Below are 26,649 nucleotides of genomic sequence, written 5' to 3' on the forward strand. Positions count from 1 at the left end.
AGAATCAGGTACTGATTTTGGATCAGCTAGAAATACTTGTGTAAATCTAGTATATTTTGATTATGACCAAGTAATTTCTGAAAGTTTGTTAACCCCAAATTAGATTCTTTTATTCTCGGCATATAAAAACCTCCTTCTTAATAACTAAATAATACTTAATTTATAAGCTTGTAAGTATAGATTCTATATTTTGCGCTATTTCTCTGTAAGATCTATTCCATAATCTTATTTACTTATATCCTTACTTTCTTTAATAATAAAATCAATATAGACAAAGCTATTAAAATACACACCCCGTATATAGAATATTTTATACTAACAGTTAAATTTACTCCGAAATAAGAGTGCATCGCTAAATATGGAATACATCCCAAAGTTGTCGATCTTATATAAGATTTAAAACTAACATTAGATAAACCGAGTATATAACTTATCACATCAAAAGGTAAAAAGATCAACATTCTAGATAATAACACTATACTATCTCCATTTTTAATTACGAAATCGCCTATTTTTTCTAGCTTAAATTTTTTGATTATAAATTTCACAAAATACCCTAACAAAAATTTAGCCAATAAAAAGCAAACTGTAGATCCAGCTAAAAGCCCTATCCATGAAACTACGACCCCTACTGCCATACCAAATACATCGTTATTCGCCTGCATAATAGTTGTAGATGAAAGCAGAGCAATCACCGCTTGAAATACCATTAGAAGCGTTGACATAAGGTAAGATGTTGAATCAAAAGAAGCAATATACCCATTCATAGCATAGATATTATCCATACTCAAGTAAAATACAACCTGGTTCACAAATGACTTTACTTGAGGCAACAGTAAATACAGACCTAATACGACTAATATAAAGACGATTTTTTTAATATAAATTTTATACATATGTTTTATCAAAATCACTCCTTATAATTTCGTTTAAAAAAGGTTGCACAGGGATGCACTCTACATACAACCCTGTACAACCAACAAGAAAGCTTTTATAATAAGTCTTTCTCTATATTTCTATATATTTTATCCACGTCACTACTTCACTACTTCATTAGATTCATCAGCAGCCCACTCGTAGAATGAAGAATCATAGTTTCTTACATTTTCAAAACCAGCATTTTTAAGAGCTAAAGCCATATGAGCTGATCTTATCCCAGCTGTACAGTAAGTTGCTATACTGTCCTCTTTTTTAACTCCAGCCTTTTCCATTATCTTAACTATTTCATCTTTATTTTTTAGAGTTCCATCTTCATTGTATAACTCAGTAAATGGAACATTTATTGCATCTGGTAAATGTCCGCCTCTCGCTTCACCGAAATTAACAGCGCCGTCGTACTCGTCTTTTGCTCTAGTATCAATAACCTTTAGGTCTTTGTATTCTTTCTTTAAATCGTCAGTAGATATATTCATATCTGGTTTAATTTCAGATACAGTCATTTCTGAAGGTTTTACTTCTGGTACATCTTTAGTAGTTTCTTTCTTTTCAGAAGACCATAGATCAAATCCTCCATTTAACATTCTCGCATCTACACCAGCTCTTTTTAGAGACCAAGTCACTCTCCCATCTTCTCCCCAAGCATCTTTGTTTGCATAAACAACTACTTGACTGTCTTTAGATATTCCTAAAGCACCTAGAGCTTTAGATAGATCTTCTTCACCTTGAAGAGTTCCCCAGTCTTTATCTCCTGCTTTACCTTCCATTTTAGAAAGCCCTTGCCATGCAACGTTTACTGCACCAGGTATATGACCTTTTGCATAGTCTTTATCGCTTCTAGCATCAATTATAACTAGATTTTTATTATCTTTCATATTCTTCTCTAACCAAGCTATACTTGTAAGATATTCGTTGTTATCGTATGTATATTCATCTTTTGTCGTTACATTTTTTTCATCTTTAGATTCTGTTTGTTGCGTTTTTTCCTCTTTAGGTTTATCCGCTGCTTTATCTTCTTTATTTGAACATGCTGCAACAGAGATACCTAACATTATAACAATCAATAAAGATACTATTTTTTTGCTTGTCTTAAGTTTCATAATTATTCCTCCATAAGTTTAATATATTTATTTAATTATATCAAAAAATTTGTTGAAATTTCAGACATTATTTATCATCTTTATCTATATATATAAGAAAAGATATAGATTTTATCTATATCTTCTCTGCTACTCTTAACTTTGCACTTCTTGATCTAGGATTTACTTCTACTTCTTCATCGCTTGGAAGTATCGGTTTTCTAGTGATTACCTTTACTTCTTTTTCCTTATCACATTGACACATTGGAAGTTCCGGTGGGCAAATACAGTCTATTGCTAAGTATTTAAATTCATTTTTTACTATTCTATCTTCTAATGAGTGGAAAGTGATTATACAAATCCTGCCACCTTTATTCATAATAGACGCAACATCCCTTATCAAACTAGTTATTACACCGAGTTCGTTGTTTACCTCTATTCTTATAGCCTGGAAAGTTCTCTTTGCAGGGTGAGGTCCATCTATTCTAGCTTTTTTAGGTATAGCTTTTTTTATTATATCTACCAATTCTCCAGTATTTTGTATAGGGGATTCTTCTCTTGCTTCGACTATAAACTTTGCAATACGTCTTGACCAGTTCTCTTCTCCGTAATCTTTAATAATTCTATTCAACTCATCTTCACTATAGTTGTTTACAACATCATAAGCGCTGAACTCGCTTCTAACATCCATTCTCATATCTAAAGGAGCATCCTGCATATATGAAAAACCTCTGTCCGCTTCATCGAGTTGATGAGAAGAAACTCCAAGGTCTGCCAAAACTCCATCGATTTTTGTAATTCCTAGTTTTTCAAGTTCAGACTTTATATTTTCGAAGTTACTGTGTACAAATTTTACTCTGTCACTGTATTCACTCAGTCTCTCTTTAGCTGTATTTATTGCATTGATATCTTGATCAAATCCTATAAAAAGACCTTCACTCGATAATTTTTTTACTATCTCTATTGAGTGTCCTGCTCCACCCATTGTACAGTCCACATATACTCCATCTGGTTTTATGTTTAAACCGTCTATACATTCGTTTAAAAGCACGGATACATGATGAAATTCCATCTAATTATCTCCTTTTTCTACTTTATTGACTTTACTTTTATTGCTTAGATAAAAATGAGCTATTACCCCACCTATTATTCCAATTAAACTGATTACTTGGGCCATTCTAAGAGGACCAAACATTAAGCTATCTGTTCTAAGCCCCTCTATAAAAAATCGTCCTAGAGAGTAAAGAACAATATAATTTACCATTATCTGACCTTCGTACTTCTTTTTCTTTCTTGTAAAAACTAAAAATGCAAATACACATAAATTCCAGACAGATTCATATAAAAATGTTGGATGTACCTTCATTCCATCGACCATAATTCCCCAAGGTAGATCAGTAGGGCCTCCATGTGCTTCCCCATTTATATAATTTCCCCAACGACCAATTGCTTGAGCTAGTGGCATTCCTAGCATCACAGAATCCGCTGTTTTAAAGAAATTCATCTTTTTGAATTTAGTATATAAAAATCCCGCTAAAATTCCTCCGATAAGACCTCCATGAATTGCAAGACCCCCACCTCTGACATTTATCATCTCCATAAAATTTCCAGCATAATCACTCCAATTAAACACTACATAGTAAATCCTTGCGCATATTAAGCCAACAGGAATGGCAATTATAGCGATATTAATTACATCATCTTCGTCTATTCCAACTCTTTTGGATTCCTTTAATGCAATTAATATAGCGGTCATCATTCCTGCTGCCATCAAAATACCATACCACATTACATCTATGCCAAATAAACTAAAAGCTACTCTATCCATCTATACACCTCTTTGACCTATTTTTTTATTCGATTTATGTTTATATATACTTAATACAATCGCTACAATACACATACCCAAAACTACACCAAACATATCAATAAATACATCTCTTACTGTAGCCGTCCTCCCGGGAATAAAAAACTGATGCACTTCATCTGATACCGCATAAATAAAAGATATTATAAATGCGTTTCTGTATGATTTTAGCTGGGATTTTGTAATGTATGTACTTGCTGTAAATATTAATATAGAAAGAATTAAATATGAACACACATGAGCTGTCTTTCTAATAGAAACTGTATATCCAAAACCAGTTTTCTTTTTCTCATTTGACAGTGTATTTTTACTAATACCTTGTATCGCCTTTATAACTGAATCTGATTTATGAGTAGATATATTGCCCGGTTCGCTAGAAAATTTAAAAATCAACCCCATCCAAGCAACTACTAGTACTATCATGATTATTCTCTTTTTCTTCATTAAATTTCTCCTTTAACATGATTGGGTTCAAATAAACTGATACTTTAAATTTATTAAAATCAATACTAATAGATCAACCTCTAAATCATAATAACATAACAGACAATCTTATTACAAAAAAATTTCTATTATTATTTATAAGCTAAAGCGATACTCTAAAATAATATCTTCCCGCATATCTATTCTCAATATAACTATACAAATCTATATCTACATTATTATCTTTAATACAAGTTTATACTCCACTAACTACGATGTTTATATTAGATTTAAATTAAATTTCAAATTTAATACACATTTCAATATCAGAATATTTACACTAATACATTGATTTTGAACAATTACTATGTTAGAATAACATTCAATATTTATTATCTTAAAAACTGTTTACAAATATTTAAATATTTGTAAACACAAAATTTTTAGTACAAGTAGGAGGCATAATATGGCTTATATACCAAATTACGATCAAGCTGTTGAACTATTAAAGAAATACAACAAGGATGAATTTCACATCAAACATGGACTTATAGTTGGTGGAGTTATGAAGTATTTCGCCGAGAAATATGATCCTGATAACACGGACTTTTGGGAGATTGTAGGAGTGCTTCACGATCTAGATTTTGAACTTTATCCAGATGAACACTGTGTAAAGCAAGTTGAAATTATGAAGTCTGAGGATATAGACGACTCAGTAATATTTTCTACAACTTCTCATGGTTACGGCCTTACTGGGTCAGTTGCGAAACCAGAAAAACAGATGGAAAAAATTTTATTCGCATCAGATGAACTTACTGGATTAATAGGAGCAGCTGCAATAATGAGACCTTCAAAAAGTGTTGTAGATATAGAACTTAAATCAGTTAAAAAGAAATTTAAAGATAAAGGCTTCGCTGCCGGATGTTCTAGAGATGTAATTAAACAAGGTGCAGAGGAACTGGGCTGGACACTGGACGAACTTATCTCTGAAACTATACTCGGAATGAGAACTTTAATTCCTACACTAAATATCTAAAACTCAGTCAGCAGGACAAGCTTTCTTAGTTTATTGAGTAAATAGAAAAATCATCCCTGTAGTTTTCAATATAAATCTACAGGGATTCTTTTAGTTATATAGATTTTCTAAAGACTAGATTTTCTTCATAATTACTTCATAATTATAATGTAAATTTAAATATATATTCATAAACCTTAACCATATATCATGGTTGTTGGTTTACTCCAAAGTGATTGGGCGTCCCGAGATGTTACAAGCCCAATCACAATCCTTTTTTCATTTCTTTATTTCTTGATAATCCGTTTATTAATAATTTATATACGAAACAAAAATAATAATAAAATTGTACAACATATGTAAAATAATATTGTATTTTATATCTCTTGTTTTTAAATATACAAATACGAGTGATGTTGAGATCGCTAGTTTCGGAAGCAATGATATCAATATTGATACAAAATATGATCCATAATCAATATAATGTATAACCAGAAAACACATAATATTAACTATAATAACAATGTATTTTACTATTTTCTTTTCCATATCCAAATTGTTAAAAGCAAGATTGAAAAATATACCTCTAAATATTAATTCTTCTATGAACGGGGTATATGTAAACGCTCCTATTAAATCAACAGTACTAAATTTTATGTCGGCATCATGTCCCTGACTTATTTTCGAAGTTATTATGTGTATAGTCTCTACAAATAATATTGAAATTATTATTAATGACAGTACTAATAACACATATTTTTTATCATAGCTAAAAAAACTTTTTACAGATATTTTTTTAGTTGGATTATTGTAAATTCCATCATTATAAACTATAGCTAATATTAATATCACTACCAAAGAAGCTGTAAAAAGTAATGTATTACCGATGATTTGATTTGAAAATAAAAAGTTGACTTCTTCGAAAAGCATTAAAAAAACAAAAACAAATACTGTAATTAAAGATATCAATAACGCTCCTAAAAAACTAAATATGTACTTTTTTATATTTGTAGTATTCATACAAACGCCCCCTCATAAACGCTTTCGAAAAATGACAGCATCTCTATTTTCATTAGATATATAATATCTAAATCCAAATGGAGACACTGCCGTTTATTAATTCTTCTTACTTAGGTTCAACTATAGATATTACGCTAAGTTCTTCTTTAAGGTGATTATTTAATCTATCCACAACATCCTCAAAACTAACTTCTTTTATTACATCTACATAATCAAGTATATTTATACCTTTAAAATTATTAGAAATAAAACTGTTTGCTATATTAGTTATTGAATCAAAGCTCTTAAGAAGCTGACCTGTATTCTTCTTTTTAACTCTGTCGAAATCTTCTTTTGATAACCCTTCTTTTTTCAATTTATTTATTTGATCAAATACAGCTCTTTGAACTTTTCTCGGATCTTTAGAATCTCCCACAACTAATGAGAATCCATAATCTACTTGTGATGAGAATCCTGCTCCAAAGTTTTCATTTATAAGACCTGTCTTATAGAGTTCTTCAAAAAGCTCTCCGCCTTTTCCAAATATCATATCAAGTAGTATATCTGTTGTTACTTCTTTTTTAAGAAGCTCTCTTCCACTAATACCTACTTTATCGTCCTTGAATCCCATATAAAACATAGGCATTGATATAGGGAATTTTTTTACAACTTCTTTCTGAGCTACTGTTGTAGGTTCTTCTGGATAAAATCTCTCAATTTCATGGTTTAATTTCTCTACATCGTAGTTATTAGACTGTTCTACTACTTCCATAATTTTATTTTCGTCTAAATCTCCCACTACAAATAATGCCATATTTCCCGGGTTATAAAATGTATTGTAGCACTTGTATAATTCATCTTTAGTGATTTTGTATATACTTTCAACTGTTCCAGCTATATCGATTTTAACAGGATAATTTTCATACATAGCTTTAAGGCAATTGAAGTAAACATTCCAATTTGGATCGTCGTCGTACATTTTTATTTCTTGTTCTATAATTCCTTTCTCTTTTTCTACATTTTCATCTGTAAAATAAGGTGTTTGAACATACTTTATCAAGTGTTCAAGGCTTTCATAGAAGTTCTCTGTTGCTGTAAATAAATATGCAGTCATAGTAAAGTTTGTAAAAGCATTAGCACTTGCTCCAAGCTTTGAAAATTCATCAAAGGCATTTCCTCCATCTGGCTGCTCAAACATTTTATGCTCTAGGAAATGTGCTATCCCTTCATTTACTCTAAACTTTTCCTTTTCTCCTATTGGAACGAACTCTAATTCATTTGATCCATAATTAGTTCCTAATATTGCGTATTTTTTTGTAAATCCCTTTTTAGGCATATAATAAACATCTAAACCGTTTTTTAGCTTTTTATAATAAATTTCTTCTTTTAATATATCGTTGACTATTTTTTTCATATAATCCTCCTCATCTAGTTTCTAAGAAAGTAAACTGTGTCAAGCTCTATGTCTTTTACAGCATTTACTATATCGTCTACTGTAACTTTTTCTATACTTTTGATTAAATCTTCGACTGTTGAGTTAGTTTTAGCAAAAGATTGTGCAAAAGAAAACTCTGACATGCCGCCAATATTATCTGTAACAGATTTAGCCGAGTTGATTAGTGCGCTCTTACTATTTGAAATTTCTTGATCAGTTATTTTTCCATTTTTTAAATCTTCAAGTTGCTCTTTTATTATTTTAACCGCTTTTTCGTAGTTTTGAGCTTCTATACCAGATGAAACAAACATTATACTCTTGTACTTTTCAACTGATGAATAAACATAGTAACATAAACTTTCTTTTTCTCTTACATTGTTAAACAGTTTTGAGTGAGCGCCTCCACCAAAAACACTATTTCCTACTACCAATGAATAGTATTTATCGTTGTCCATGTAATCTACATTTGCTCTGTATCCCATAACCAACTTACCTTGAGTAATATCCATTTTTTCTTCGACTATTTTTACTTCATCTACCTTTTTAGAAAATTCCCCTCTAGGTATTTCGATTATTTCTCCTCTTTCAAACTTGAAGTTTTGTTTTATAGACTCTACTACAAAATCCTCATCGAAATTACCTTCTACCACTATATCGATAGGAGATGTTTTAAGAATATTTTTGTAGTGATTGTATAGATCCACCGCTGTAATAGAGTCGATGTCATCTTCATAACCATTTTCATCTATACTATATCTTTCATCTTTACACATTGCTTCAACACATTTGCTTTGCGCATATGATTTTTTATCATTTATAGCTGCCTTTATTTTATCTCTTAAGTTTTGTTTTTCCAGATTAAGATATTCTTCTTTAAATCCTTCATCTTCAATAAATGGATTATTTATTATTTCATTTAAAAACTCAATCATATCTTTAAATATATCTTCATCAATAAATTTATCATTAATACCCAATATCTTAAACTCTAGTATCTGTTTTTCTGATCTCTTCCCTGCATTTGACAGAAGTGATGCACCATAAAGACTATCTAACTTATGTGATATTTCTCTTAAAGTTGGATATTTATTGCTACCGCTAGTTATTACAGATGGCAACAGCGCATTTTTAGTAACATCTTCTCTATCTAATTCTCTTTGAATATAAACACTTACTAAGTTCGTTTTAAATTTTGAAGTCTTTATCAACGTCAAATTTATATTATTACCTAAATCTACTCTTTTTAAATCGCTCATAGCTACCTCCTATATCTTTATATATTAATTATAACCAATAATTATAATATTTAATATGATAGACTTTATATTTACTAATTTATACCCATTTTTGAATTTAAAACACTACAATATTTTAATTAAAAAGGCGCGAATTATTGACTATTAGCCAGATACTTCGCGCTTTTCTTTATCTCTTTAATTGTAGAAAGTCTTAATTCAGACTTTTCGTATTCCTCTGACTTAGATGATTATAAATAGAACCGTATCACTTACCTATGATACGGTTCTCAACAATAAATATAAACGATATTTTTTTGTTAACCTATTTTATTAACAAATTTTTAAAATTAATTTAATTCTTAATAGTTTAGCTTGACGTATTTTCCATAGAACTTATAATTTTATACATAGGTAATTAAAATTACATAGCTCTAGCTGGAAATACTACGTCTAAAATACCAATAACTACAGCAGCCAATATTGCACCCATAATAGATACATTCATATGAGGAACTAAAAATTGTGCTAAGTATATTATAATTGCTGCAATTGCAAATCCTTTTATTCCTTTTCCAAAAGGAGATGCATCGACTCCTATAAACATCTCTACTAAATAATCTATCCCTGATATTACTACCGCTGCTATTAAATATGACCACATTCCAGATATTGAAAATCCTGGAGTTACAAATGATGTTATTGCTAAAATGATTGCAACTAATACAAATCTTCCTAGCCATCTTAACACGCTATTATCTTTACCGGTTCTTCTTTCATTTTCATATTCCATATAAACTACTCCTTTTATAAAATACTATTTTTTGTTTTACACAAAATTTCTTAACTTACATTTATATATTTACCAATATTTTAAATAATATTCCCCACAAAAAACAAAATAGGTTAATTTTTGGTTTAAGTAACCTATTTTTACAAAATAATCTTACTACATCGCTATGTATTTTTGGCTATATGATCTCGATATTTCATTTTTCATTTATAATTTTTATTTTATGTTTTACTTTATCTACTATACGCTCCAATTTAAACTTTCCTGCAGAAAGGTGAAAATACATTTTTTTCATAAAATTTTATACCTTTATAATATCTTTTAATATCCATATTGTAACTCGTGTGTAATGAAGTAGACGAAATGGATAAAGTCCTTTCAAAAATATAACAAGACTTAGGATGCAGGAGGATACAGACTTAATTAACTTTCCGCTTTACTGTCCGAAAAGTAAACAGGAAAGCTATTAAATTATCGGCAATCGTAGAATTCTTACCATATAATCCAACAAATTTTATTGAAATCTAAACAACATACTATTTGTTTATGTTATAATTAACGTATATGTCTATAATTAAAATTTACAATTAGACAAAATTGTTTAAATTTATATAAAACAAATGAGAGGAAGATCATAATGAAATTAGGTATAGTTGGATTACCGAATGTCGGTAAAAGTACGCTATTCAATGCAATAACTCAAGCAGGAGCTGAATCTGCAAACTATCCTTTCTGTACAATAGATCCAAACGTTGGTGTTGTATCTGTTCCAGATGAAAGACTAAATAAATTACAAGAACTATACAGTTCTAAAAAATTAGTGCCTACTGCAATAGAATTCTGTGATATAGCAGGTCTTGTAAGGGGTGCTTCTAAAGGTGAAGGACTTGGAAACAAATTTTTATCTCACATCAGAGAAGTTGACTCTATAGTTCACGTTGTAAGATGTTTTGAAGATCCAAACGTAGTTCATGTAGACGGTTCTGTAGATCCACTTAGAGATATAGAGACTATAAACTTAGAGCTTATATTCTCTGATATAGAAATATTAGAAAGAAGAGTACAAAAAACTCAAAAAGCTGCTAAAGCTGATAAAACTCTTGCTTCTGAGCTAGAGTTCTTAAAATCAATCTTAGCTACTCTTGAAGACAACAAATGTGTGAGAACTATGGAATTTAATGAAGATGAGCAAACTTTTGTAAATTCATTAAACCTACTAACTTCAAAACCAGTTATATACGCAACAAATGTTGGCGAAGACGATTTAGCTGATGATGGAGATAGCAATAAATACGTTAAAATCGTAAGAGATTATGCAGCTACTGAAGATGCTGAAGTTGTAGTTGTCTGCGCGCAAATAGAAGCTGAAATTTCTGAACTTGATTCTGATGAAGAGAAAAGAGAGTTCTTAGAAACTCTTGGTCTTGAGCAATCAGGTCTAGATAAACTTATAAAATCTTCTTATGCACTACTTGGTCTTATATCATACTTAACTGCTGGGCCACAAGAAGTTAGAGCTTGGACTGTAAAAGTTGGAACAAAAGCTCCTCAAGCAGGTGGTAAAATTCACTCTGATATCGAAAGAGGTTTCATAAGAGCAGAAACTATAGCATTCGACGATTTAGTCGAACATGGAACTATGTCTGCTGCTAAAGACAAAGGTCTTGTTAGACTTGAAGGTAAGGACTATATCGTTAAAGATGGAGATGTTATCCTGTTTAGATTTAACGTTTAATAGATTGTAAAATAAGAATGAGCGATCAATAATATTATTGATCGCTCATTTTAGTTTAATAATTTTCCATGTTAATAATCTTCTTGCACCACTTTCTGGCATGGTACTTACAATTTTCCTATACGAGCTAAAATCATCAATTCTTAGATCATCAAGTTTTACTACGACATCAAAGTCACTCTCTTCAGTTGCCACACCCCTTTGATAACTTCCCTGTAAACCAACAAAAATAAGTTTCTTATCAAAGTTGTGTAATAGTTTATCAATTTGCTAAAAGAATGTCTTACTTGATTTGGCTCGCATTAATTATTAAATAATATTGACTACCCGGTTTGTTTCTAATATAATACAAAATAGACTACACAGTCAATTTTGTATTGTTGGAGGATTTTTATGAAACAAAAAGAAAAAAATAAAATCAGTAAAGAAAAAATACTAAACTCGGCACTAGTGGAATTTGGTACTAAAAGTTATGAAGGTGCATCAATCAATAATATATGCATTGAAAATGGAATATCTAAAGGATTAATCTATCATTATTTTAAAAATAAAGAAGCCTTATATCTAACATGTGTAAAATCTTGTTTTGATAAACTTACGGAATTTCTAAAAGACGTAGAAGAAAGTAATATTATACCTAACAAAAGCACAAATAGTATAAAAATTTACCTAGATCGAAGGGAACATTTTTTCTATATTAATCCTTTATATAGTAATATATTTTTTCAATCAATTATACAACCTCCGAGACATTTAAGAGAACAAATTAAAGAACTTAGAAAAGAATTTGATCATATAAATATTAAATATTATAAGAAGATAATTAATAACATTCCATTAAGAGATGAAATTACAGAAAATGAGGCATTGGAATTTTTCGTAATATTTCAGGAAATGTATAATGGTTATTTTCAAAATAAATCATTTGAAAACTCAGACTTTAACACTTTGGTCGAGATGCATGAATTAAAATTATCTAAACTACTTGATATTATACTTTATGGAATAGCAAAGGAGGAAAATTAAATTTGATTATATTATTAATACGTCTTATTGTCTCAATTGCATTAGCAATTTTAGTCGGTAAGATTGTATCAAAAACTAAATTACCATCAATTTTGGGTTGGCTTTTAGCAGGAATGCTTTTGGGACCTCATGCTTTAGGTCTTATCAATAATGAACTCTTAAATTCAAATTGGTATAAAACCATTATTAATATATTAGAATGTACAGTCGGTTTATTAATTGGTACAGAACTAATCTGGAATAGAATAAAAAAAACTGGAAAACAAATCATTATTACAACATTGACTCAATCACTGGGTACTTATTTTGTTGTTAGCATAATATTTTGCATTGCATTTTATTTTACAGGTGTCCCACTTTATCTTTCAGTTATCTTTGGAGGTATTGCACTTGCAACAGCACCGGCACCAGCGCTTTCAATTGTACGTGAATTTAAAACAGATGGTCCTGTTACAAAAACGTTAATCCCTATGGCAGCACTTGATGATGTGGTAGCTGTTATTGTATTCTTTACAACGATTTCCGTAGTGTCTAATCATATATCAGATCAAAAACTTCCTTTATATATGATACTAGTAGTAATCTTATTACCTATAATAATTGGAGTAATATTTGGATTCATTGTAGGCTTATTTTTTAAAAAAGAATATCCTCCTTATATTTCAAATTTGATTTTGATAAGTACATTATTAATTGCTTCAAGTATTGGTTTCTTTTTCAACAATTTTGTTTTACCAAAACCAGTACTTAATTTCATGTTAATTGGTATGGCCTTTTCAGCTACTTTCGCTAATTTAATTACTGAAGAAAATTTAAATAAAATTATGCTCTCATTTAATCCTATACTTGGTATTTCAATGATAATAGTTATCTTAAATCTTGGTACACCACTTGATTTTAGGTTAGTTTTTGGAGCAGGATTATACACTGTTATATATATTCTGGCAAGATCAATAGGAAAATACAGTGGCGCTTACTATGGAGCGAAGATTACCAATTCGCCTAACACCGTTAAGAAGTACTTAGGACTTGTATTATTACCCCATTCAGGTGTGTCATTAGTTTTTACTGGTATTGCCGTCTCCGTATTATCCACTCCAGCTCCTGAGAGTGCAAAAATTATTCAAGGTACAATAGCTGCAGCTGCAGTTATCAATGAAATTATAGCTGTTATAATTTCTAAAAAGGCTTTTGAATGGGCAGGTGAGTTTAATAAATATGACGAATTACAAAATGGATAAAGTACTATTCAGAAAAATAAGAAAAAGTGACTTTAGAGAAATTGAGTCAATTATAAATAAAAGTTTTGGCCTATATAAATATGTAGATAATCCTATAGTATTAAGGTATTTTCTAAAAACTTATCTATATAGTTGTCTAGTTGAGCAAACTTTTAATTGTATAGCAGAAAAAAACGGAAAATTTGTTGGTGTTATATTAGGTCAATCGAAAAAAGATTATCAATATATAAAACATTTACCTTATTTACTCTTACTGGGATTCTATTCTTCTTTAATGATAACTACAGCTAAACTATTTAAATGTGATATAAATGAATATAAAATTTTGCGTAAAACATATAAAGAGCTTCTTATAGACAGTGAAAAAGATTTTGATGGCGTTCTTACTCTTTTCGCTGTTACACAAGAATGTCAAGGTTATGGTGTTGGTAATAAATTGTTAAATAATCTTTTTCAATATCTTAAATATAAATCTACTAATAATATTTATCTATTCACTGATACAACATGTAATTATGGTTTCTATGATAGTCATGGTTTTATTCGACAAGGAGAAAAAAGCATAACTATTACGAGAGAAAATGAATTGTCTACATTAAATATTTTCTTATATGGAATCAATATAAATTTAATGTAATCAAAAAAGTTTGCTAAAATAAATGAGACTAAAAAAATCCATGGAACACTTTTACATTTGAGGATAGAAAAAATCAATCATTTTCTGTGATAATTCCCTATGAAAAATCACCCGCTGATTTCTATAAGCTATCATCAAAACAATAAAAATGAGATGTCTCTAAACTGATTAAAATATCAATTTTTGAGACATCCATTTTGCAATATTCATTAACTATATTGTATTCTATCTATCCAAACTATCTAAAAAATCTCTCGCAACTTCCTTATCATCGAAGTGATGTTTAGTAGTACCTATTATCTGATAATCTTCGTGTCCTTTACCAGTAATAATAACAACATCCCCTTCTTTTGCCATCGCTATAGCTTTTTCAATAGCATCTTTTCTATCCACAACTACATTGTAGTTATCTACATTTTTATCTATACCTTTAACGATATCCTCTAGTATAGCATTTGGATCTTCTGTTCTAGGATTATCCGAAGTTATAAAACAAACATCAGAGTACTTCTGCCCTATTTTACCCATAAGAGGTCTCTTTTCACTATCCCTATCACCGCCACATCCAAATACAGAAATAACCTTACCTTTAGCAAATTCCTCACTAGTTTTAAGTACATTTTCCAAAGCATCTGGAGTATGTGCATAATCTACAATAACGCTCATACCTCTATCATTAGGCACAGTTTCAAATCTTCCAGATACACCTTTAGTAACTCTAAGCCCTTCTTTATATACAGATTTTTCTATATCCAAATTGTAACATGCAGCTATCACCGCAAGAGTATTGTAAACAGTAAACATACCAGGAACAGGAACAAATATAACCTCCTCATAAGTTGGAGTTATAAGTCTATAAGATACACCATCAGAATCAGACTTTATATCCTTAGCCATAAAATCAGCTTGATTTTCGATACCGTAAGTATAACAAGGAGTATCTAAATCTTTAATATTCTCATAAATCTTTTGTCCGCCCTCGTCATCTATGTTTATGATATTGGCTCCAGTAGTCATATAAAACAACTTTTCCTTCGCCTGTCTATAATCCTCTAAATCCTTATGAAAATCGAGATGATCAGGAGTAAGATTAGTAAAAATACCAAGCTTAAACTTAGTCTCATCAACACGGTTTAAAGCAAGCGAATGAGAAGAAACCTCCATAGCACAATAATCGCACTTATTATTTAGCATACTATCAAAAATATGTTGAAGATCCACACTTTCAGGAGTAGTCGAACTAGAAGTAACCTCGTGAATACCATCAAATATTTTAATAGTACCAATTAGACCCACTCTTTTTTGTGCACGTGACAAAATCTCATTCAAAAAAGTAGTTATACTAGTCTTACCATTAGTACCCGTAACTCCAAGAACATCAAACTTAGTAGATGGATGACTGTAAAAATTATCAGCTACCTTAGCCATATCCCTTCTAGAATTATCAACTCTTACAAAAGTACAGCCTTCGACAAAAACATCATCCTCTACTAAAAATGCCTTTGCACCTTTCTCAATCGCGCTATTTATATACTTATGTCCATCAGATACAAATCCCTTAACGCACACAAACAAAGTTCCCTCAGAAACCTTTCTAGAATCGTACTGAAAATCTTCTATCTCAACATCCAAATCTCCCACAACACTAACAACATCAAGTCCCTTAATCATATCACGTAACAACATTAAACTTCCTCCTAAAAACGCCTATTTTAAACAATCATTAATTTTTCATACTTTATATACTCTATAACTTCATATCATATAGATATATTTCAATTCTTTTATTTTTGTTCCTTGCTTTTGCTCTTCGCCTTTACTTCATTAGTAATTTTAAATAATAGTAATACGATGTTATTTAAAATCAACCTTATATACTCTACAACTTCAAATACCATAATCATAAATTAATATTCGCACTTGGTATTCTTCGTTCTTGCCTTTGTTCTGACCTTCCGGTTTACTTCAATGGAGATTTTAAATAATAGTAATGCGGTGGGATTTTTGTTGATATGTAAATACTCGTGCCATTTTCAGACACACTTTGTCTGACATGCCCTTCATATTATATATCAATAAAAATAACATCTCTATTATTTAAAATCAATCTTATATACTCTACAACTTCAAATACCATAATCATAAATTATTATTCGTTCTTGCCTTTGTTCTTGACCTTCCGGTCTTACTTCAATGGAGATTTTAAATAATAGTAATGCGGTGGGATTTTTGTTGATATGTAGATACTCGCGCCATTTTCAGACGCACTTTGTCTGACATGTAGCGAATATCTACATATCAACAAAAGTTCCACCACATTACTATTATTTAAAATCCTCCTTTCCCCATTATATTGTTATCTATTTGCTAAGTAAATTGCTAATAATGCTTGAAATATTGTAAAAAATGCCCTATTATATATATAAAAACTTTGTGAGGGTAAATATGGGAGATAAACATAATAAAATAGGATATTTAAATGAGGATTTTAAAATATTTAGTATAAACGATAAAAAAGACATAGAATTCGAATACCATCATCATGACTTTGACAAGATAATCATTTTTTTAGACGGCGATGTTACATATTTTATAGAAGGTAAACAGTACAAGCTACAACCATTAGATATACTATTTATAAGTAATACCGAAATTCATAAACCAGTTATAAACCCTAATGTAAATTATAACAGGATAGCAATTTGGATAAACCCAGATTGTTTTCAAAAATATAATAAAGGAAATAATAACTTAAACAAATGCTTTGAAATTTCTAAAGACAATAAACATTATATATTGTCACTTAGCGATCCCAAAATAGATACTTTAAGAAGTTATATTGAACAAATTCAAGCTGCCGAAAAAGACTCTGGCTTTGGAAGCGATGTTCTTAGAAATTCATTGTTTTTACAGTTGATGGTATTTTTAAATAGATCTCTATTAAGCTCTGAAAGCGATGATAGAAATGTCAAATACGATAGCACAGTTGAAAATGTACTTTATTACATTGAACAGAACATCGGTGGGGATCTTTCTATAGATACTCTTTCGACAGAATTTTATATAAGTAAATACTACCTTATGAGGAAATTTAAGTCACAAACAGGTACTTCTATACACAATTACATAGTACAAAAAAGACTTTTAATGGCTAAGTCCCTGATCAAAGAAGGAAATTTAATGATGGATGTATGCAATAAATGTGGATTTAACGACTATTCTAGCTTTGTAAGAGCTTTTAAAAAAGCTTATGGAGTTTCTCCAAAAAACTATAAAACAGAAAGCAATTTGTTCGGCGATATAAGTACTACTGATGAATAAAAAAATTTAATTTAAATTATAAAAAAAAATATTGACAACTTAAAAAGAAAATAATAAAATATTACTAAGGCACCTAACTATATAAAAAATTGAGGTAATTTAAATGCACAAAGAAATATCAGAAATTTTATTTGATGAGTTCAGGGACTTTGTGATTTTATCAAGACTCAGACAAATAGAATTATTAAAAAAACATAAAATAGGTCGTACTGCTATGAGCCAAGGAAGACTATTAGAATGTTTACATAATAACAACGGAATCGCACAAAAAGAACTTTCAGAAATGTTGGAAATTCGACCAGGATCACTAAGTGAGTTAGTCACGAAAGCCGAAAATAGAAAATTAATCGAAAGAAGAATAAATCCTGATGATAAACGAGTTACAAATATTTTTTTAACTGAAAAAGGGATGCGAGAAGTTCAAAAATTCATAGTATTGTACAGAGATATGACTAAAGATATATTTGATTCTTTAACTGAAAAAGAACAGTCTACTTTATGTTCAAAGCTTAAAGAATTAAATAAAAGTATAGATTCAAAACTAGATAGATAATCTGTATTTTTACTAGTTTACACATTAGTTAGGTACCTAAGAGAAAAGGAGGAATGTCTATGGCAGGAAAAATTAAAATAAGACCAGTAACATGGGGGTCTAAATCTTATAAACAGGTTTTGGAACTTAGAAATGAAATACTCAATAAACCTTCTAACCTACCTTTGATAGAAAGTATGCCTAAAAACGAGAAGAAATTCATTATTTTAGCAGCATATTATAAAAATGAGATCGTAGGTACTTTATCTATCGACAGACTGTCTTCGGACGCTGTACAAATTAGACAAGTTGCTATTTCCTCAAAACTACAAGGTCATGGTATTGGAAAAAAATTAATGACTAGTGCAGAAAAAATAGCTAAGTTTTTTAGATTTAAAAGGATCGTATTAGATGCTAGGGATAACGCATGGAGTTTCTATGAGAAGCTTGGATACTATCCAAGAAGTGATAAAGAGATGTATAAAAACGAAGACTTATATATGAAGCCTTACGAAAAGGATATCGAGCTTGCAGTCTTTAAATTCAATCACAGAAACGTTATGTTCTACTATCTGATGGATAGAAAAATGAAAAATATGTTAAACCCTATTGAAGAAGATCAGACAATTTGAATATAATCGCTAGCACTTCACATAAATAAAAAAGCTGATCCTAAAAATCAGCTTTTTAATATATAATTTTTTATATATCATTTCATAAGTATCATTTTATATTAGTTATTAGCTGCATTTACAGCATCTATTACCGCATATCTAAATCCATTTTTCTCTAGAGCAGCAACACCTTTAATAGTTGTTCCACCTGGAGAGCAAACACCATCCTTTAACTCACCTGGATGCTTTTTAGAATCCAAAGCTAACTTAGCAGAGCCAAGCATCATCTGAGCTACTACTTCGTAAGATAAGTCTCTTGGAAGTCCATTCATAACAGACGCGTCGGCAAGAGCTTCCATAAATACATCGACAAATGCAGGGCTACATCCAGCTACAGTACCAAATGTACCTAATAACCTCTCTTCAACCTCTACAGTACCACCTAATGCCTTAAACATACCCATTACCTTGTCTCTATCATCCTCTGTGAAATTCTCACTAAATGATATACCAGTCATACCTGCATTAACGCTTACAGGTGTATTTGGAATAGCATGTCCTATCGAGAAAGACTCCCCTAATAATGTCTTCATTTCATCCATTGAACAACCTGCTGCAACAGATACAATTATAGGATTTGATGTTATCTCAGACTTAAATTCCTCTAACACTTTTAATACTATATTTGATCCAGTAGCTATAACTACAATATCGCAATCTGAAAAGCTTTTATAATCATTAATTAATGTAAAGTGTAATTTTTCTTGAAGATTTGATGTAGTTTTACTTCTACCGCCTTTTACTACTACTGACTCAGCAGGTATGTATTCACTTTTAATTAAACCTTCAATCATGGCTCCACCCATATGTCCTGCTCCAATAAATCCTATTTTCATATTCTTCATTCCCTTCTTTGCAATTGTAATTTATCTTAAATACATTATACTTTATTACCTAAACTATTGTAAGTAAACACAAAACAATTAAATCACTTAAATCAATTAAAGTAATAAAAAAACTAGAAATACTTGGGATACTTAAAACATTTAAGGCACTTGAGTTATTTGAGAGACATATAAAAGAAAGGCGACTTCATTTATTGAAGTCGCCTTTTATATTATAAAATATTATTTTATATTAGTTTCTTTCTGCTAGGATTCTGTATCCTTCGTATCTGTCTTTAGCATCATCTTCAGCCATAGTGAACAGACCTTCAGCTTGCTCTGGGAATTGTTGAGCTATTGCTGCGTATCTTACTTGCCCAAGTATGAAATCTCTGAAGCTTGCAGATGGAGCTTTAGAATCTAGTGTAAATCCGCTCTTACCATCTACTTTTTGCTCTGGGTTGTATCTGTATAAATGCCAGTAACCAGCTTTAACAGCTTGCTCTTCATTTGCTACAGTTCTTCCCATACCTTCTTTTATACCATGGTTTATACATGGAGCGTAAGCTATTATGATAGATGGTCCTTCATGTTTCTCAGCTTCTATAAGTGCTTTAACAAATTGGTTTTTGTCTGCTCCAATAGCAACTTGAGCTACATATACGTTACCGTAAGTCATAGCCATCATACCAAGGTCTTTCTTCTTAGACTTTTTACCAGAGGCTGCGAATTTAGCCATAGCAGCAGCTGGAGTAGCTTTAGAAGCTTGACCACCTGTATTTGAGTAAACCTCTGTATCCATAACAAGTACGTTTACATTTTCTCCTGATGCAAGAACATGGTCTAATCCACCGTAACCGATATCATATGCCCAACCGTCTCCACCGAAGATCCATTGAGATCTCTTAACTAGGTAATCTCTGTTGTTATCTATATCTTTAATTAATTTGATTGCTTCCATTTCTGAATCAAATTTACTGTAATCGAAGTTATCTAAGAAGCTTATAACTTTAGCACTTGCAACTTTAGAAGCATCTCCATCGTTGAATGCCTCTAACCACTCAGTGTAAGCAGCTCTAGACTCATCACATATTTCCATTTCTAATAATTTCTTCATGTCTCCAGCTATTTTGTTTCTTAAGTGCTTAACAGCTGTGTACATTCCGAATCCATACTCAGCATTGTCCTCAAATAATGAGTTTGCCCAAGATGGACCTTTACCTTCATGGTTTGTAGTGTAAGGAGTTGATGGTGCTGATCCTCCCCAAATTGATGAACATCCAGTAGCATTAGCTATCATCATTCTATCTCCGAATAATTGAGTGATCAACTTAACATATGCAGTTTCACCACATCCAGCACAAGCTCCTGAGTACTCAAGTAATGGTTGTCTGAATTGACTACCTTTAACTGATGTTGGAGCCATTAAATCACCTTTTGGAGCAACTTTATTAGGATCGCTTATATAATTCCAATTAGGTACTTGTACATCAAGTTGTGTTTCGATTGGCTTCATAATTAAAGCTTTTTCTTTAGCTGGACAAACGTCAGCACAGTTTCCACAACCAGTACAGTCCATAGTATTTACTTGTATTTTGTATTGTAATCCTTCAAATCCTTTACCAATTGCCTTCTTAGCATCTAATCCTTCAGGAGCATTAGAAACTTCCTCTTCTGTTAATAAGTATGGTCTTATTGTAGCATGAGGACATACGAAAGAACATTGGTTACATTGGATACAGTTTTCTATTTGCCACTCTGGAACATTAACAGCTATTCCACGTTTTTCATAAGCTGCAGTACCATTAGGGAATGTACCGTCTTCGTAACCGTTGAATGCACTTACTGGTAGATCATAACCTTTTTGTGCAGTCATTGGTCTTAATATATTTTTGATAAATTCTGGTTCGTTAGTTTCTTCTTTTGGAGCATCTACTGCATTTGTCCATGCAGCTGGAATTTCAACTTTAACTAGTGAGTTTATACCAGCATCAACTGCTTTGTAGTTCATGTTAAGTATCTTCTCACCTTTTTTACCGTAAGTCTTCTCTATAGACTCTTTCAAGTATTTAACAGCATCTTCAACTGGTATTATTTCAGCTAGTTTGAAGAATGCAGATTGCATTATCATGTTTATTCTGTTTCCAAGTCCGATTTCTTGTCCTAATTTAACAGCGTTAACTGTATAGAAGTTGATATCATTCTTAGCTATATATTGTTTCATATGAGCTGGAAGGTTTTCTTCTAATCCTTCTTGATCCCATATAGTGTTTAGTACGAATGTACCACCTTTTTTAAGACCTTTTAATAAATCGTATTGGTTAACATATGATTGCTTATGGCAAGCTATGTAATCAGCTTCGTCTATTAGGTATGTAGATCTTATTGGCTCGTCTCCAAATCTTAAGTGAGACATTGTTATACCACCAGATTTTTTAGAGTCATAGTCGAAGTATGCTTGAGCATATTTGTTAGTATGGTCTCCGATAATCTTGATAGCTTGTTTATTAGCTCCAACTGTACCGTCTGATCCTAATCCCCAGAACTTACATCTTACAGTACCTTTAGAAGCTATCTTAACTTCTTCTTTTACTGGTAATGAAGTATGAGTTACATCATCAACTATACCTATAGTGAATCCGTCTCTTGGCTCAGCTGATACTAAGTTATCAAATGCTGCTTTTAGATCTGAAGGAGTAGTATCTTTTGATCCTAATCCATATCTTCCACCAACTACTAATGGAGCATTTTCTTTTCCGTAGAATACATTTTTAATATCTAAGTATAATGGCTCGCCATTAGCTCCGTGCTCTTTAGTTCTATCAAGTACACAGATTCTTTCTACTGTAGATGGCATAGCATCTAAGAAATGTTTCATTGAGAATGGTCTGTATAAATGAACTTTAACTAAACCGAATTTCTCTCCGTTTGCATTTGCAAAATCTATAGTTTCTTCTATAGCTTCAGTAACTGATCCCATTGCTACGATTACATGTTTAGCATCTTCTGCTCCGTAGTAATCAAATAGACAGTGCTTTCTACCAGTTAAATCGCTCATTTTCTTCATGTTCTTCTCAACAATTCCAACTATGTTGTCATAGTATTTGTTAGAAGCTTCTCTAGTTTGGAAGTATATATCAGGGTTTTGAGCTGTACCGCGAGTTACAGGATGATTTGGAGATAATGCTCCATCTCTAAATGCTTGTACTGCGTCGAAGTCTAATAATGAAGCGTATTCTTCATTGTCTAGTAGCTCAACCTTTTGTATTTCGTGAGATGTTCTAAATCCATCAAAGAAATGGATAAATGGTAATCTACCTTCTATTGCAGATAAATGTGCAACAGGAGCTATGTCAGCAACTTCTTGAACTGATCCAGAAGCAAGTAAAACAACGCCAGCTGCTCTAGCAGCCATAACATCTTGGTGATCTCCGAATATTGATAAAGCTTGTGATGCAAGGGCACGAGCTGTTACGTGGAATACTCCTGGTAATAATTCTCCTGCTACTTTGTACATGTTTGGTAACATTAATAGTAAACCTTGAGATGCAGTAAATGTAGATGTTAATGCTCCACCTTGAAGAGAACCGTGGAATGCACCAGCCGCTCCCCCTTCAGATTGCATTTCAACAACGTCTACAATTTCTCCAAATACATTTTTTCTTCCTTGTGATGCCCACTCGTCAACTAATTCTGCCATAGTTGAAGATGGTGTGATTGGGTATATAGCCGCTACTTCTGTATACGCATACGCAACATGTGCTGCAGCTGTATTACCGTCAACTGTTTTCATAAATTTAGCCATTAAATACATCCTCCCTTGTAATACATTTTTTTCTTACGCTTATATCAAAACTATCTACTAAAATCATCTAAAATTAAAAATATTATATTAAGAATAAATATATAAATGCACAAAAATATGCAAATAATCACCTTATCTTTATGATACTACAAATTAAATAAAATCCAATTATTTTTTATAAATACTTTAAAATAGTTGTGTTAAATTTTAAAATTATTCAAAATAAATAATCGATTTATTAATCTCATACATTATATCATAAATTTAAAATTATTCAGTTAAATTTTTCCATAGTAAATAAAGTTTAATTATTCAGCTATTAGTTCAACTAAATCCCCATTTCTAACAGCGGCAGCATTTCCCTCTTCAAGGTCAACATGCATTTCTAAATTAAACTTATCACTAACTCTAACTAAAACATTTTCAAATACTAGTGCTCTAGCCCCTGAAGTTTTTATTTTAACAATTTGCTTGTCTTTAACACCAAATTTTTCTGCATCTGCAGTACTCATATGTATATGTCTAGCAGCAACAATAACTCCTTCAGCTAAATCAACTTCACCAGCTGGTCCAACTAATTTAACACCTGGAGATCCTGCTAAATCACCTGATTCTTTAATTGGAGCTTTTACTCCAAGTGAGAATCCATCAGCTAAAGAAACTTCTAGTTGAGTTTGTGGTCTTGCTGGACCTAGTACTCTAACTCCTTTTATAGTTCCTTTTGGACCTACTAAATCCACTTTCTCTTCACATGCGTATTGCCCTGGTTGAGATAATGGTTTAAATTCTGTTAATTGGTGTCCTTTTCCAAATAATACATCTATGTCATTTTGACTTAAATGAATATGTTTATTAGACAAAGCTATTGGTAAATTCATATAATACCTCCTATATTACTAAATTTCTTTTAACTTACTTTTAACCTACTTACACTTCGATTATACATAAAGATTTATATAAAATCAATTTTATTATACGACTTAATGTATTTTTTGACAAGTAAATCTCTCAATTTTCTAATTTTTCTATAAACTTCTGAAAATTCGTATATACCAAAGCATTGGAATATACTTATCTCTACAATATCTCTACAATAACTAACAAATTTCTTTTAATAATATGAATTAACAATCAATAATGACCAGTCTTTTTATAGAATAAAGCTATAATCGTTTTCCCCAGTATTTGTTAATTTTTTGTTAAATTGGCACAAAAATTTACATCTATTAAAAAAAGTCAATTCAAATAGATGTAAATTCAATGTATCAATATAAATATAATAGTTAATGTCAATTTAATTAAATATCTTTTAACATAACAACCAATATATCATCTTCAAAATAATCTTTAGACGAAAATTCTTGTAAGTCTGATTTTAAATTTTCAACAATTACTTCTTGATTAAGCGTGTAGTTATTCTTTAAAAACTCTTCTAATCTTGCTATTCCGTACTCTTCTTTTGAGTCATTTTTAATTTCTAACACTCCATCAGTATACATGCAAAGCATTGAGTAGTTAACAATACTAAATGAATTTTCATCATACGAAGCATCTTGCATTACTCCTATAGGAATACCTTTATTGCAGTTGTTGTTTTTTACTATATCGCCTTTTTTTGTAACGATTATAGGAGAGTAATGGCCTGCATTTGACACTGTTATTATATTGTGTTCAGTATTTATTATTCCCACTAAACATGTAGTAAATACACCCATTTTATCAAACTCATCGTATAGTATTTTATTTAGGTTTGTAAGTATTTCGCTAGTAGATTCGTACTGGTGACAAAGAACTTTAAACGCTCCTTTTATCATAGCTACAACGTAGTTCGAAACAATACCGTGCCCCATAACATCCGCCACAATAAATACAACATGCTTTTCATCTAAATCCATTGCGTAGTAGAAATCGCCTCCTACAACTTTCGCAGGTCTGTGATAAAAATACAATTCCTTCTCTGAGTTAAACTCCATCTTACCTTTGTCCATAATAAGTTGTTGCTGCTTGTTCAAAATATTTAATTCTTTTTCAAGAACCTTGTGTTTTACCTCTTGATCATTGTACTCGTAAAGCTGCATTGCAACCGATACCTGACTCGCTAATATTCTAAGTATATTTAGGTCGTCATTGGTATAATTTTTACTGTTAGCACACACTATACAGCCGATTATCTTGTCCTTATCTTGCAATTTATAGTATATATAACTATCAACTTTTATAGCATTCTCACTTTTAATATCATTGACAAATCCACCTAGAGATTCATTCGATAAAATTTTGTTTTTTATTGGATAGAGATTTGTTTTGTTCTCATCCTTGTTGTAACAGCTCATCATCTTTTGAAAGTTGTCGTGCTCATCGAGTATTATAAGAGACTCTCTACTATTAGTGATATTACAAGCTTGTTTACTTAGATTCTCTAAAAACTCAGTTATACTTTTGTTTTGGTATAGCTTTTTAGTCGCATCATTAATATAACTGATAGCCACTCTAAACTTATCGATCAAACTTTGTACACTGTTGTTTTTATTTGTTATCTCAATAGATAAACTAAGAAGAGATGCAATTGATGCTATAAAGTTTATATCTTCTTCTGTTACATAATCATCTTTTGTTAAGAAGCAAGTCATAAACCCTACAACTTTTCCATCTACCATAAGAGGAAATACTATTCTCCCTAGATAACCCTCGTCTTTAGCCAGATCCCTTTCATTAATAGCTCTATCATCTTCAAATACATTTTCTACATATATAACCTTCTTTTGTTCAACAGCATCGTGAATATACTGTGAATACGTATCAAAATCTATTTTAGCGCCCTTTCTATCACTAGCTGGGAATATGCCAGGCACATGTTCAAGTGTGCTAGAGCACACCAAATAAGCATTATTATAATCATTTTCGTAGAATAAATTAACACAAGCTTTCGCCGGATGCACAACTTCAAGCATTTTTGCTACTATTTTATCTTTTATACTATAAAAGTCTGTTGATTCTGTTACAATAGCTGTTATTTCAACTAAATTTTTCATTTTATAACTTTCATTGCTCATCTAAATTCCCCCATTAAAA

24 protein-coding genes are annotated in these 26,649 nt (G+C 30.9%); 9 read left to right on the top strand and 15 right to left on the bottom strand.

Features of this window, described 5'->3' with window-relative positions; all coding sequences use genetic code 11:
* Window positions 1–233: 233 nt before the first annotated feature.
* The 5 genes from J2Z43_RS05900 to J2Z43_RS05920 all read right to left on the bottom strand — a co-directional run bounded on the left by J2Z43_RS05900 (window position 234) and on the right by J2Z43_RS05920 (window position 4,326).
* Window positions 234–785: a TVP38/TMEM64 family protein gene (locus J2Z43_RS05900; protein ID WP_209456267.1), complete on the bottom strand. Its 552-nt coding sequence runs from the start codon at window positions 783–785 to the stop codon at window positions 234–236.
* Between the two features lie 252 nt (window positions 786–1,037).
* The gene (locus tag J2Z43_RS05905; RefSeq protein ID WP_209456268.1) at window positions 1,038–2,036 is read right to left on the bottom strand and encodes a sulfurtransferase; all 999 of its coding nucleotides are present in this window, start codon (window positions 2,034–2,036) and stop codon (window positions 1,038–1,040) included.
* A 115-nt stretch (window positions 2,037–2,151) separates the two neighbouring features.
* Window positions 2,152–3,087 carry a 16S rRNA (cytosine(1402)-N(4))-methyltransferase RsmH gene (gene rsmH, locus J2Z43_RS05910; protein ID WP_209456269.1) on the bottom strand — a complete coding sequence of 312 codons (936 nt, stop codon included), beginning with the start codon at window positions 3,085–3,087 and terminating at the stop codon, window positions 2,152–2,154.
* Window positions 3,088–3,843 (bottom strand): prolipoprotein diacylglyceryl transferase, encoded by a 756-nt coding sequence (lgt, locus tag J2Z43_RS05915; RefSeq protein WP_209456270.1) that lies wholly within the window; start codon window positions 3,841–3,843, stop codon window positions 3,088–3,090.
* A complete protein-coding gene (locus J2Z43_RS05920; protein WP_209456271.1) occupies window positions 3,844–4,326 on the bottom strand; it encodes a VanZ family protein in 483 nt (160 codons plus the stop codon).
* Between the two features lie 445 nt (window positions 4,327–4,771).
* Here J2Z43_RS05920 and J2Z43_RS05925 point away from each other — a divergent pair, with 445 nt between their 5' ends.
* Window positions 4,772–5,341: a hydrolase gene (locus J2Z43_RS05925; protein WP_209456272.1), complete on the top strand. Its 570-nt coding sequence runs from the start codon at window positions 4,772–4,774 to the stop codon at window positions 5,339–5,341.
* Between the two features lie 288 nt (window positions 5,342–5,629).
* Here J2Z43_RS05925 and J2Z43_RS05930 read toward each other — a convergent pair whose 3' ends face one another.
* From J2Z43_RS05930 to J2Z43_RS05945, 4 genes are all read right to left on the bottom strand, one after another.
* Window positions 5,630–6,340 (bottom strand): CPBP family intramembrane glutamic endopeptidase, encoded by a 711-nt coding sequence (locus J2Z43_RS05930; protein ID WP_209456273.1) that lies wholly within the window; start codon window positions 6,338–6,340, stop codon window positions 5,630–5,632.
* Between the two features lie 106 nt (window positions 6,341–6,446).
* Complete coding sequence (gene yfmH / locus J2Z43_RS05935) at window positions 6,447–7,733, bottom strand: EF-P 5-aminopentanol modification-associated protein YfmH (protein ID WP_209456274.1); 1,287 nt, start codon at window positions 7,731–7,733, stop codon at window positions 6,447–6,449.
* A 14-nt stretch (window positions 7,734–7,747) separates the two neighbouring features.
* Complete coding sequence (yfmF, locus tag J2Z43_RS05940; RefSeq protein ID WP_209456275.1) at window positions 7,748–9,010, bottom strand: EF-P 5-aminopentanol modification-associated protein YfmF; 1,263 nt, start codon at window positions 9,008–9,010, stop codon at window positions 7,748–7,750.
* A 403-nt stretch (window positions 9,011–9,413) separates the two neighbouring features.
* On the bottom strand, window positions 9,414–9,782 hold the full coding sequence (locus J2Z43_RS05945) for a phage holin family protein (protein ID WP_209456276.1): 369 nt from the start codon (window positions 9,780–9,782) through the stop codon (window positions 9,414–9,416).
* A 386-nt stretch (window positions 9,783–10,168) separates the two neighbouring features.
* On the opposite strand from J2Z43_RS05945, the gene J2Z43_RS15305 reads away from it, so the two are divergent.
* Both J2Z43_RS15305 and ychF read left to right on the top strand, forming a co-directional pair.
* On the top strand, window positions 10,169–10,252 hold the full coding sequence (locus tag J2Z43_RS15305) for a cysteine-rich KTR domain-containing protein (protein WP_334299287.1): 84 nt from the start codon (window positions 10,169–10,171) through the stop codon (window positions 10,250–10,252).
* A 167-nt stretch (window positions 10,253–10,419) separates the two neighbouring features.
* On the top strand, window positions 10,420–11,517 hold the full coding sequence (gene ychF / locus J2Z43_RS05955; RefSeq protein ID WP_209456277.1) for a redox-regulated ATPase YchF: 1,098 nt from the start codon (window positions 10,420–10,422) through the stop codon (window positions 11,515–11,517).
* 45 nt (window positions 11,518–11,562) lie between these two features.
* Here ychF and J2Z43_RS05960 read toward each other — a convergent pair whose 3' ends face one another.
* On the bottom strand, window positions 11,563–11,784 hold the full coding sequence (locus J2Z43_RS05960) for a nucleotidyltransferase domain-containing protein (protein ID WP_209456390.1): 222 nt from the start codon (window positions 11,782–11,784) through the stop codon (window positions 11,563–11,565).
* Window positions 11,785–11,910: 126 nt separating this feature from the next.
* On the opposite strand from J2Z43_RS05960, the gene J2Z43_RS05965 reads away from it, so the two are divergent.
* The 3 genes from J2Z43_RS05965 to J2Z43_RS05975 are packed head-to-tail and all read left to right on the top strand — an operon-like array spanning window position 11,911 to window position 14,421.
* Window positions 11,911–12,543: a TetR/AcrR family transcriptional regulator gene (locus tag J2Z43_RS05965; RefSeq protein ID WP_209456278.1), complete on the top strand. Its 633-nt coding sequence runs from the start codon at window positions 11,911–11,913 to the stop codon at window positions 12,541–12,543.
* Window positions 12,544–12,545: 2 nt separating this feature from the next.
* Window positions 12,546–13,784 (top strand): cation:proton antiporter, encoded by a 1,239-nt coding sequence (locus J2Z43_RS05970; protein ID WP_209456279.1) that lies wholly within the window; start codon window positions 12,546–12,548, stop codon window positions 13,782–13,784.
* On the top strand, window positions 13,777–14,421 hold the full coding sequence (locus J2Z43_RS05975) for a GNAT family N-acetyltransferase (RefSeq protein WP_209456280.1): 645 nt from the start codon (window positions 13,777–13,779) through the stop codon (window positions 14,419–14,421). The genes J2Z43_RS05970 and J2Z43_RS05975 overlap by 8 nt, the downstream gene beginning before the upstream one ends.
* Window positions 14,422–14,646: 225 nt before the next feature.
* Here J2Z43_RS05975 and J2Z43_RS05980 read toward each other — a convergent pair whose 3' ends face one another.
* The gene (locus J2Z43_RS05980) at window positions 14,647–16,107 is read right to left on the bottom strand and encodes a UDP-N-acetylmuramoyl-L-alanyl-D-glutamate--2,6-diaminopimelate ligase (protein WP_209456281.1); all 1,461 of its coding nucleotides are present in this window, start codon (window positions 16,105–16,107) and stop codon (window positions 14,647–14,649) included.
* Between the two features lie 759 nt (window positions 16,108–16,866).
* On the opposite strand from J2Z43_RS05980, the gene J2Z43_RS05985 reads away from it, so the two are divergent.
* The 3 genes from J2Z43_RS05985 (at window position 16,867) to J2Z43_RS05995 (ending at window position 18,906) form a co-directional block, all read left to right on the top strand.
* Window positions 16,867–17,742, top strand: coding sequence for an AraC family transcriptional regulator (locus J2Z43_RS05985; RefSeq protein ID WP_209456282.1), 876 nt, complete (start codon window positions 16,867–16,869; stop codon window positions 17,740–17,742).
* A 103-nt stretch (window positions 17,743–17,845) separates the two neighbouring features.
* Entirely contained in the window at window positions 17,846–18,295 is a 450-nt protein-coding gene (locus tag J2Z43_RS05990) for a MarR family winged helix-turn-helix transcriptional regulator (protein WP_051599191.1), read from the top strand.
* A 59-nt stretch (window positions 18,296–18,354) separates the two neighbouring features.
* Entirely contained in the window at window positions 18,355–18,906 is a 552-nt protein-coding gene (locus tag J2Z43_RS05995; RefSeq protein WP_051599190.1) for a GNAT family N-acetyltransferase, read from the top strand.
* 101 nt (window positions 18,907–19,007) lie between these two features.
* On the opposite strand, the gene proC is transcribed toward J2Z43_RS05995, so the two are convergent.
* The 4 genes from proC to J2Z43_RS06015 form a co-directional block, all read right to left on the bottom strand.
* Complete coding sequence (gene proC / locus J2Z43_RS06000; protein WP_209456283.1) at window positions 19,008–19,793, bottom strand: pyrroline-5-carboxylate reductase; 786 nt, start codon at window positions 19,791–19,793, stop codon at window positions 19,008–19,010.
* 232 nt (window positions 19,794–20,025) lie between these two features.
* A complete protein-coding gene (nifJ, locus tag J2Z43_RS06005; protein WP_209456284.1) occupies window positions 20,026–23,577 on the bottom strand; it encodes a pyruvate:ferredoxin (flavodoxin) oxidoreductase in 3,552 nt (1,183 codons plus the stop codon).
* A gap of 308 nt (window positions 23,578–23,885) precedes the next feature.
* Window positions 23,886–24,455, bottom strand: coding sequence for a phosphate propanoyltransferase (gene pduL, locus J2Z43_RS06010; protein WP_209456285.1), 570 nt, complete (start codon window positions 24,453–24,455; stop codon window positions 23,886–23,888).
* Window positions 24,456–24,875: 420 nt separating this feature from the next.
* Window positions 24,876–26,630, bottom strand: a complete 1,755-nt coding sequence (locus J2Z43_RS06015; protein ID WP_209456286.1) for a GAF domain-containing SpoIIE family protein phosphatase — start codon at window positions 26,628–26,630, stop codon at window positions 24,876–24,878.
* Between the last annotated feature and the right edge of the window lie 19 nt (window positions 26,631–26,649).

This window comes from Metaclostridioides mangenotii (assembly GCF_017873185.1).
Taxonomy (GTDB): domain Bacteria; phylum Bacillota; class Clostridia; order Peptostreptococcales; family Peptostreptococcaceae; genus Metaclostridioides; species Metaclostridioides mangenotii.

Bases quoted from the DNA above. Each gene is read 5' to 3' on its own strand.
- J2Z43_RS05965 (WP_209456278.1), top strand. From the start codon at position 11,911: ATGAAACAAAAAGAAAAAAATAAAATCAGTAAAGAAAAAATACTAAAC.
- pduL (WP_209456285.1), bottom strand. From the start codon at position 24,455: ATGAATTTACCAATAGCTTTGTCTAATAAACATATTCATTTAAGTCAA.
- nifJ (WP_209456284.1), bottom strand. From the start codon at position 23,577: ATGGCTAAATTTATGAAAACAGTTGACGGTAATACAGCTGCAGCACAT.
- J2Z43_RS05985 (WP_209456282.1), top strand. From the start codon at position 16,867: ATGGGAGATAAACATAATAAAATAGGATATTTAAATGAGGATTTTAAA.
- J2Z43_RS05995 (WP_051599190.1), top strand. From the start codon at position 18,355: ATGGCAGGAAAAATTAAAATAAGACCAGTAACATGGGGGTCTAAATCT.
- J2Z43_RS05990 (WP_051599191.1), top strand. From the start codon at position 17,846: ATGCACAAAGAAATATCAGAAATTTTATTTGATGAGTTCAGGGACTTT.
- proC (WP_209456283.1), bottom strand. From the start codon at position 19,793: ATGAAGAATATGAAAATAGGATTTATTGGAGCAGGACATATGGGTGGA.
- rsmH (WP_209456269.1), bottom strand. From the start codon at position 3,087: ATGGAATTTCATCATGTATCCGTGCTTTTAAACGAATGTATAGACGGT.
- J2Z43_RS05905 (WP_209456268.1), bottom strand. From the start codon at position 2,036: ATGAAACTTAAGACAAGCAAAAAAATAGTATCTTTATTGATTGTTATA.
- J2Z43_RS05925 (WP_209456272.1), top strand. From the start codon at position 4,772: ATGGCTTATATACCAAATTACGATCAAGCTGTTGAACTATTAAAGAAA.
- yfmH (WP_209456274.1), bottom strand. From the start codon at position 7,733: ATGAAAAAAATAGTCAACGATATATTAAAAGAAGAAATTTATTATAAA.
- J2Z43_RS05930 (WP_209456273.1), bottom strand. From the start codon at position 6,340: ATGAATACTACAAATATAAAAAAGTACATATTTAGTTTTTTAGGAGCG.
- J2Z43_RS05920 (WP_209456271.1), bottom strand. From the start codon at position 4,326: ATGAAGAAAAAGAGAATAATCATGATAGTACTAGTAGTTGCTTGGATG.
- J2Z43_RS05945 (WP_209456276.1), bottom strand. From the start codon at position 9,782: ATGGAATATGAAAATGAAAGAAGAACCGGTAAAGATAATAGCGTGTTA.
- J2Z43_RS06015 (WP_209456286.1), bottom strand. From the start codon at position 26,630: ATGAGCAATGAAAGTTATAAAATGAAAAATTTAGTTGAAATAACAGCT.
- ychF (WP_209456277.1), top strand. From the start codon at position 10,420: ATGAAATTAGGTATAGTTGGATTACCGAATGTCGGTAAAAGTACGCTA.
- yfmF (WP_209456275.1), bottom strand. From the start codon at position 9,010: ATGAGCGATTTAAAAAGAGTAGATTTAGGTAATAATATAAATTTGACG.
- J2Z43_RS05900 (WP_209456267.1), bottom strand. From the start codon at position 785: ATGGATAATATCTATGCTATGAATGGGTATATTGCTTCTTTTGATTCA.
- lgt (WP_209456270.1), bottom strand. From the start codon at position 3,843: ATGGATAGAGTAGCTTTTAGTTTATTTGGCATAGATGTAATGTGGTAT.
- J2Z43_RS05975 (WP_209456280.1), top strand. From the start codon at position 13,777: ATGGATAAAGTACTATTCAGAAAAATAAGAAAAAGTGACTTTAGAGAA.
- J2Z43_RS05980 (WP_209456281.1), bottom strand. From the start codon at position 16,107: ATGTTGTTACGTGATATGATTAAGGGACTTGATGTTGTTAGTGTTGTG.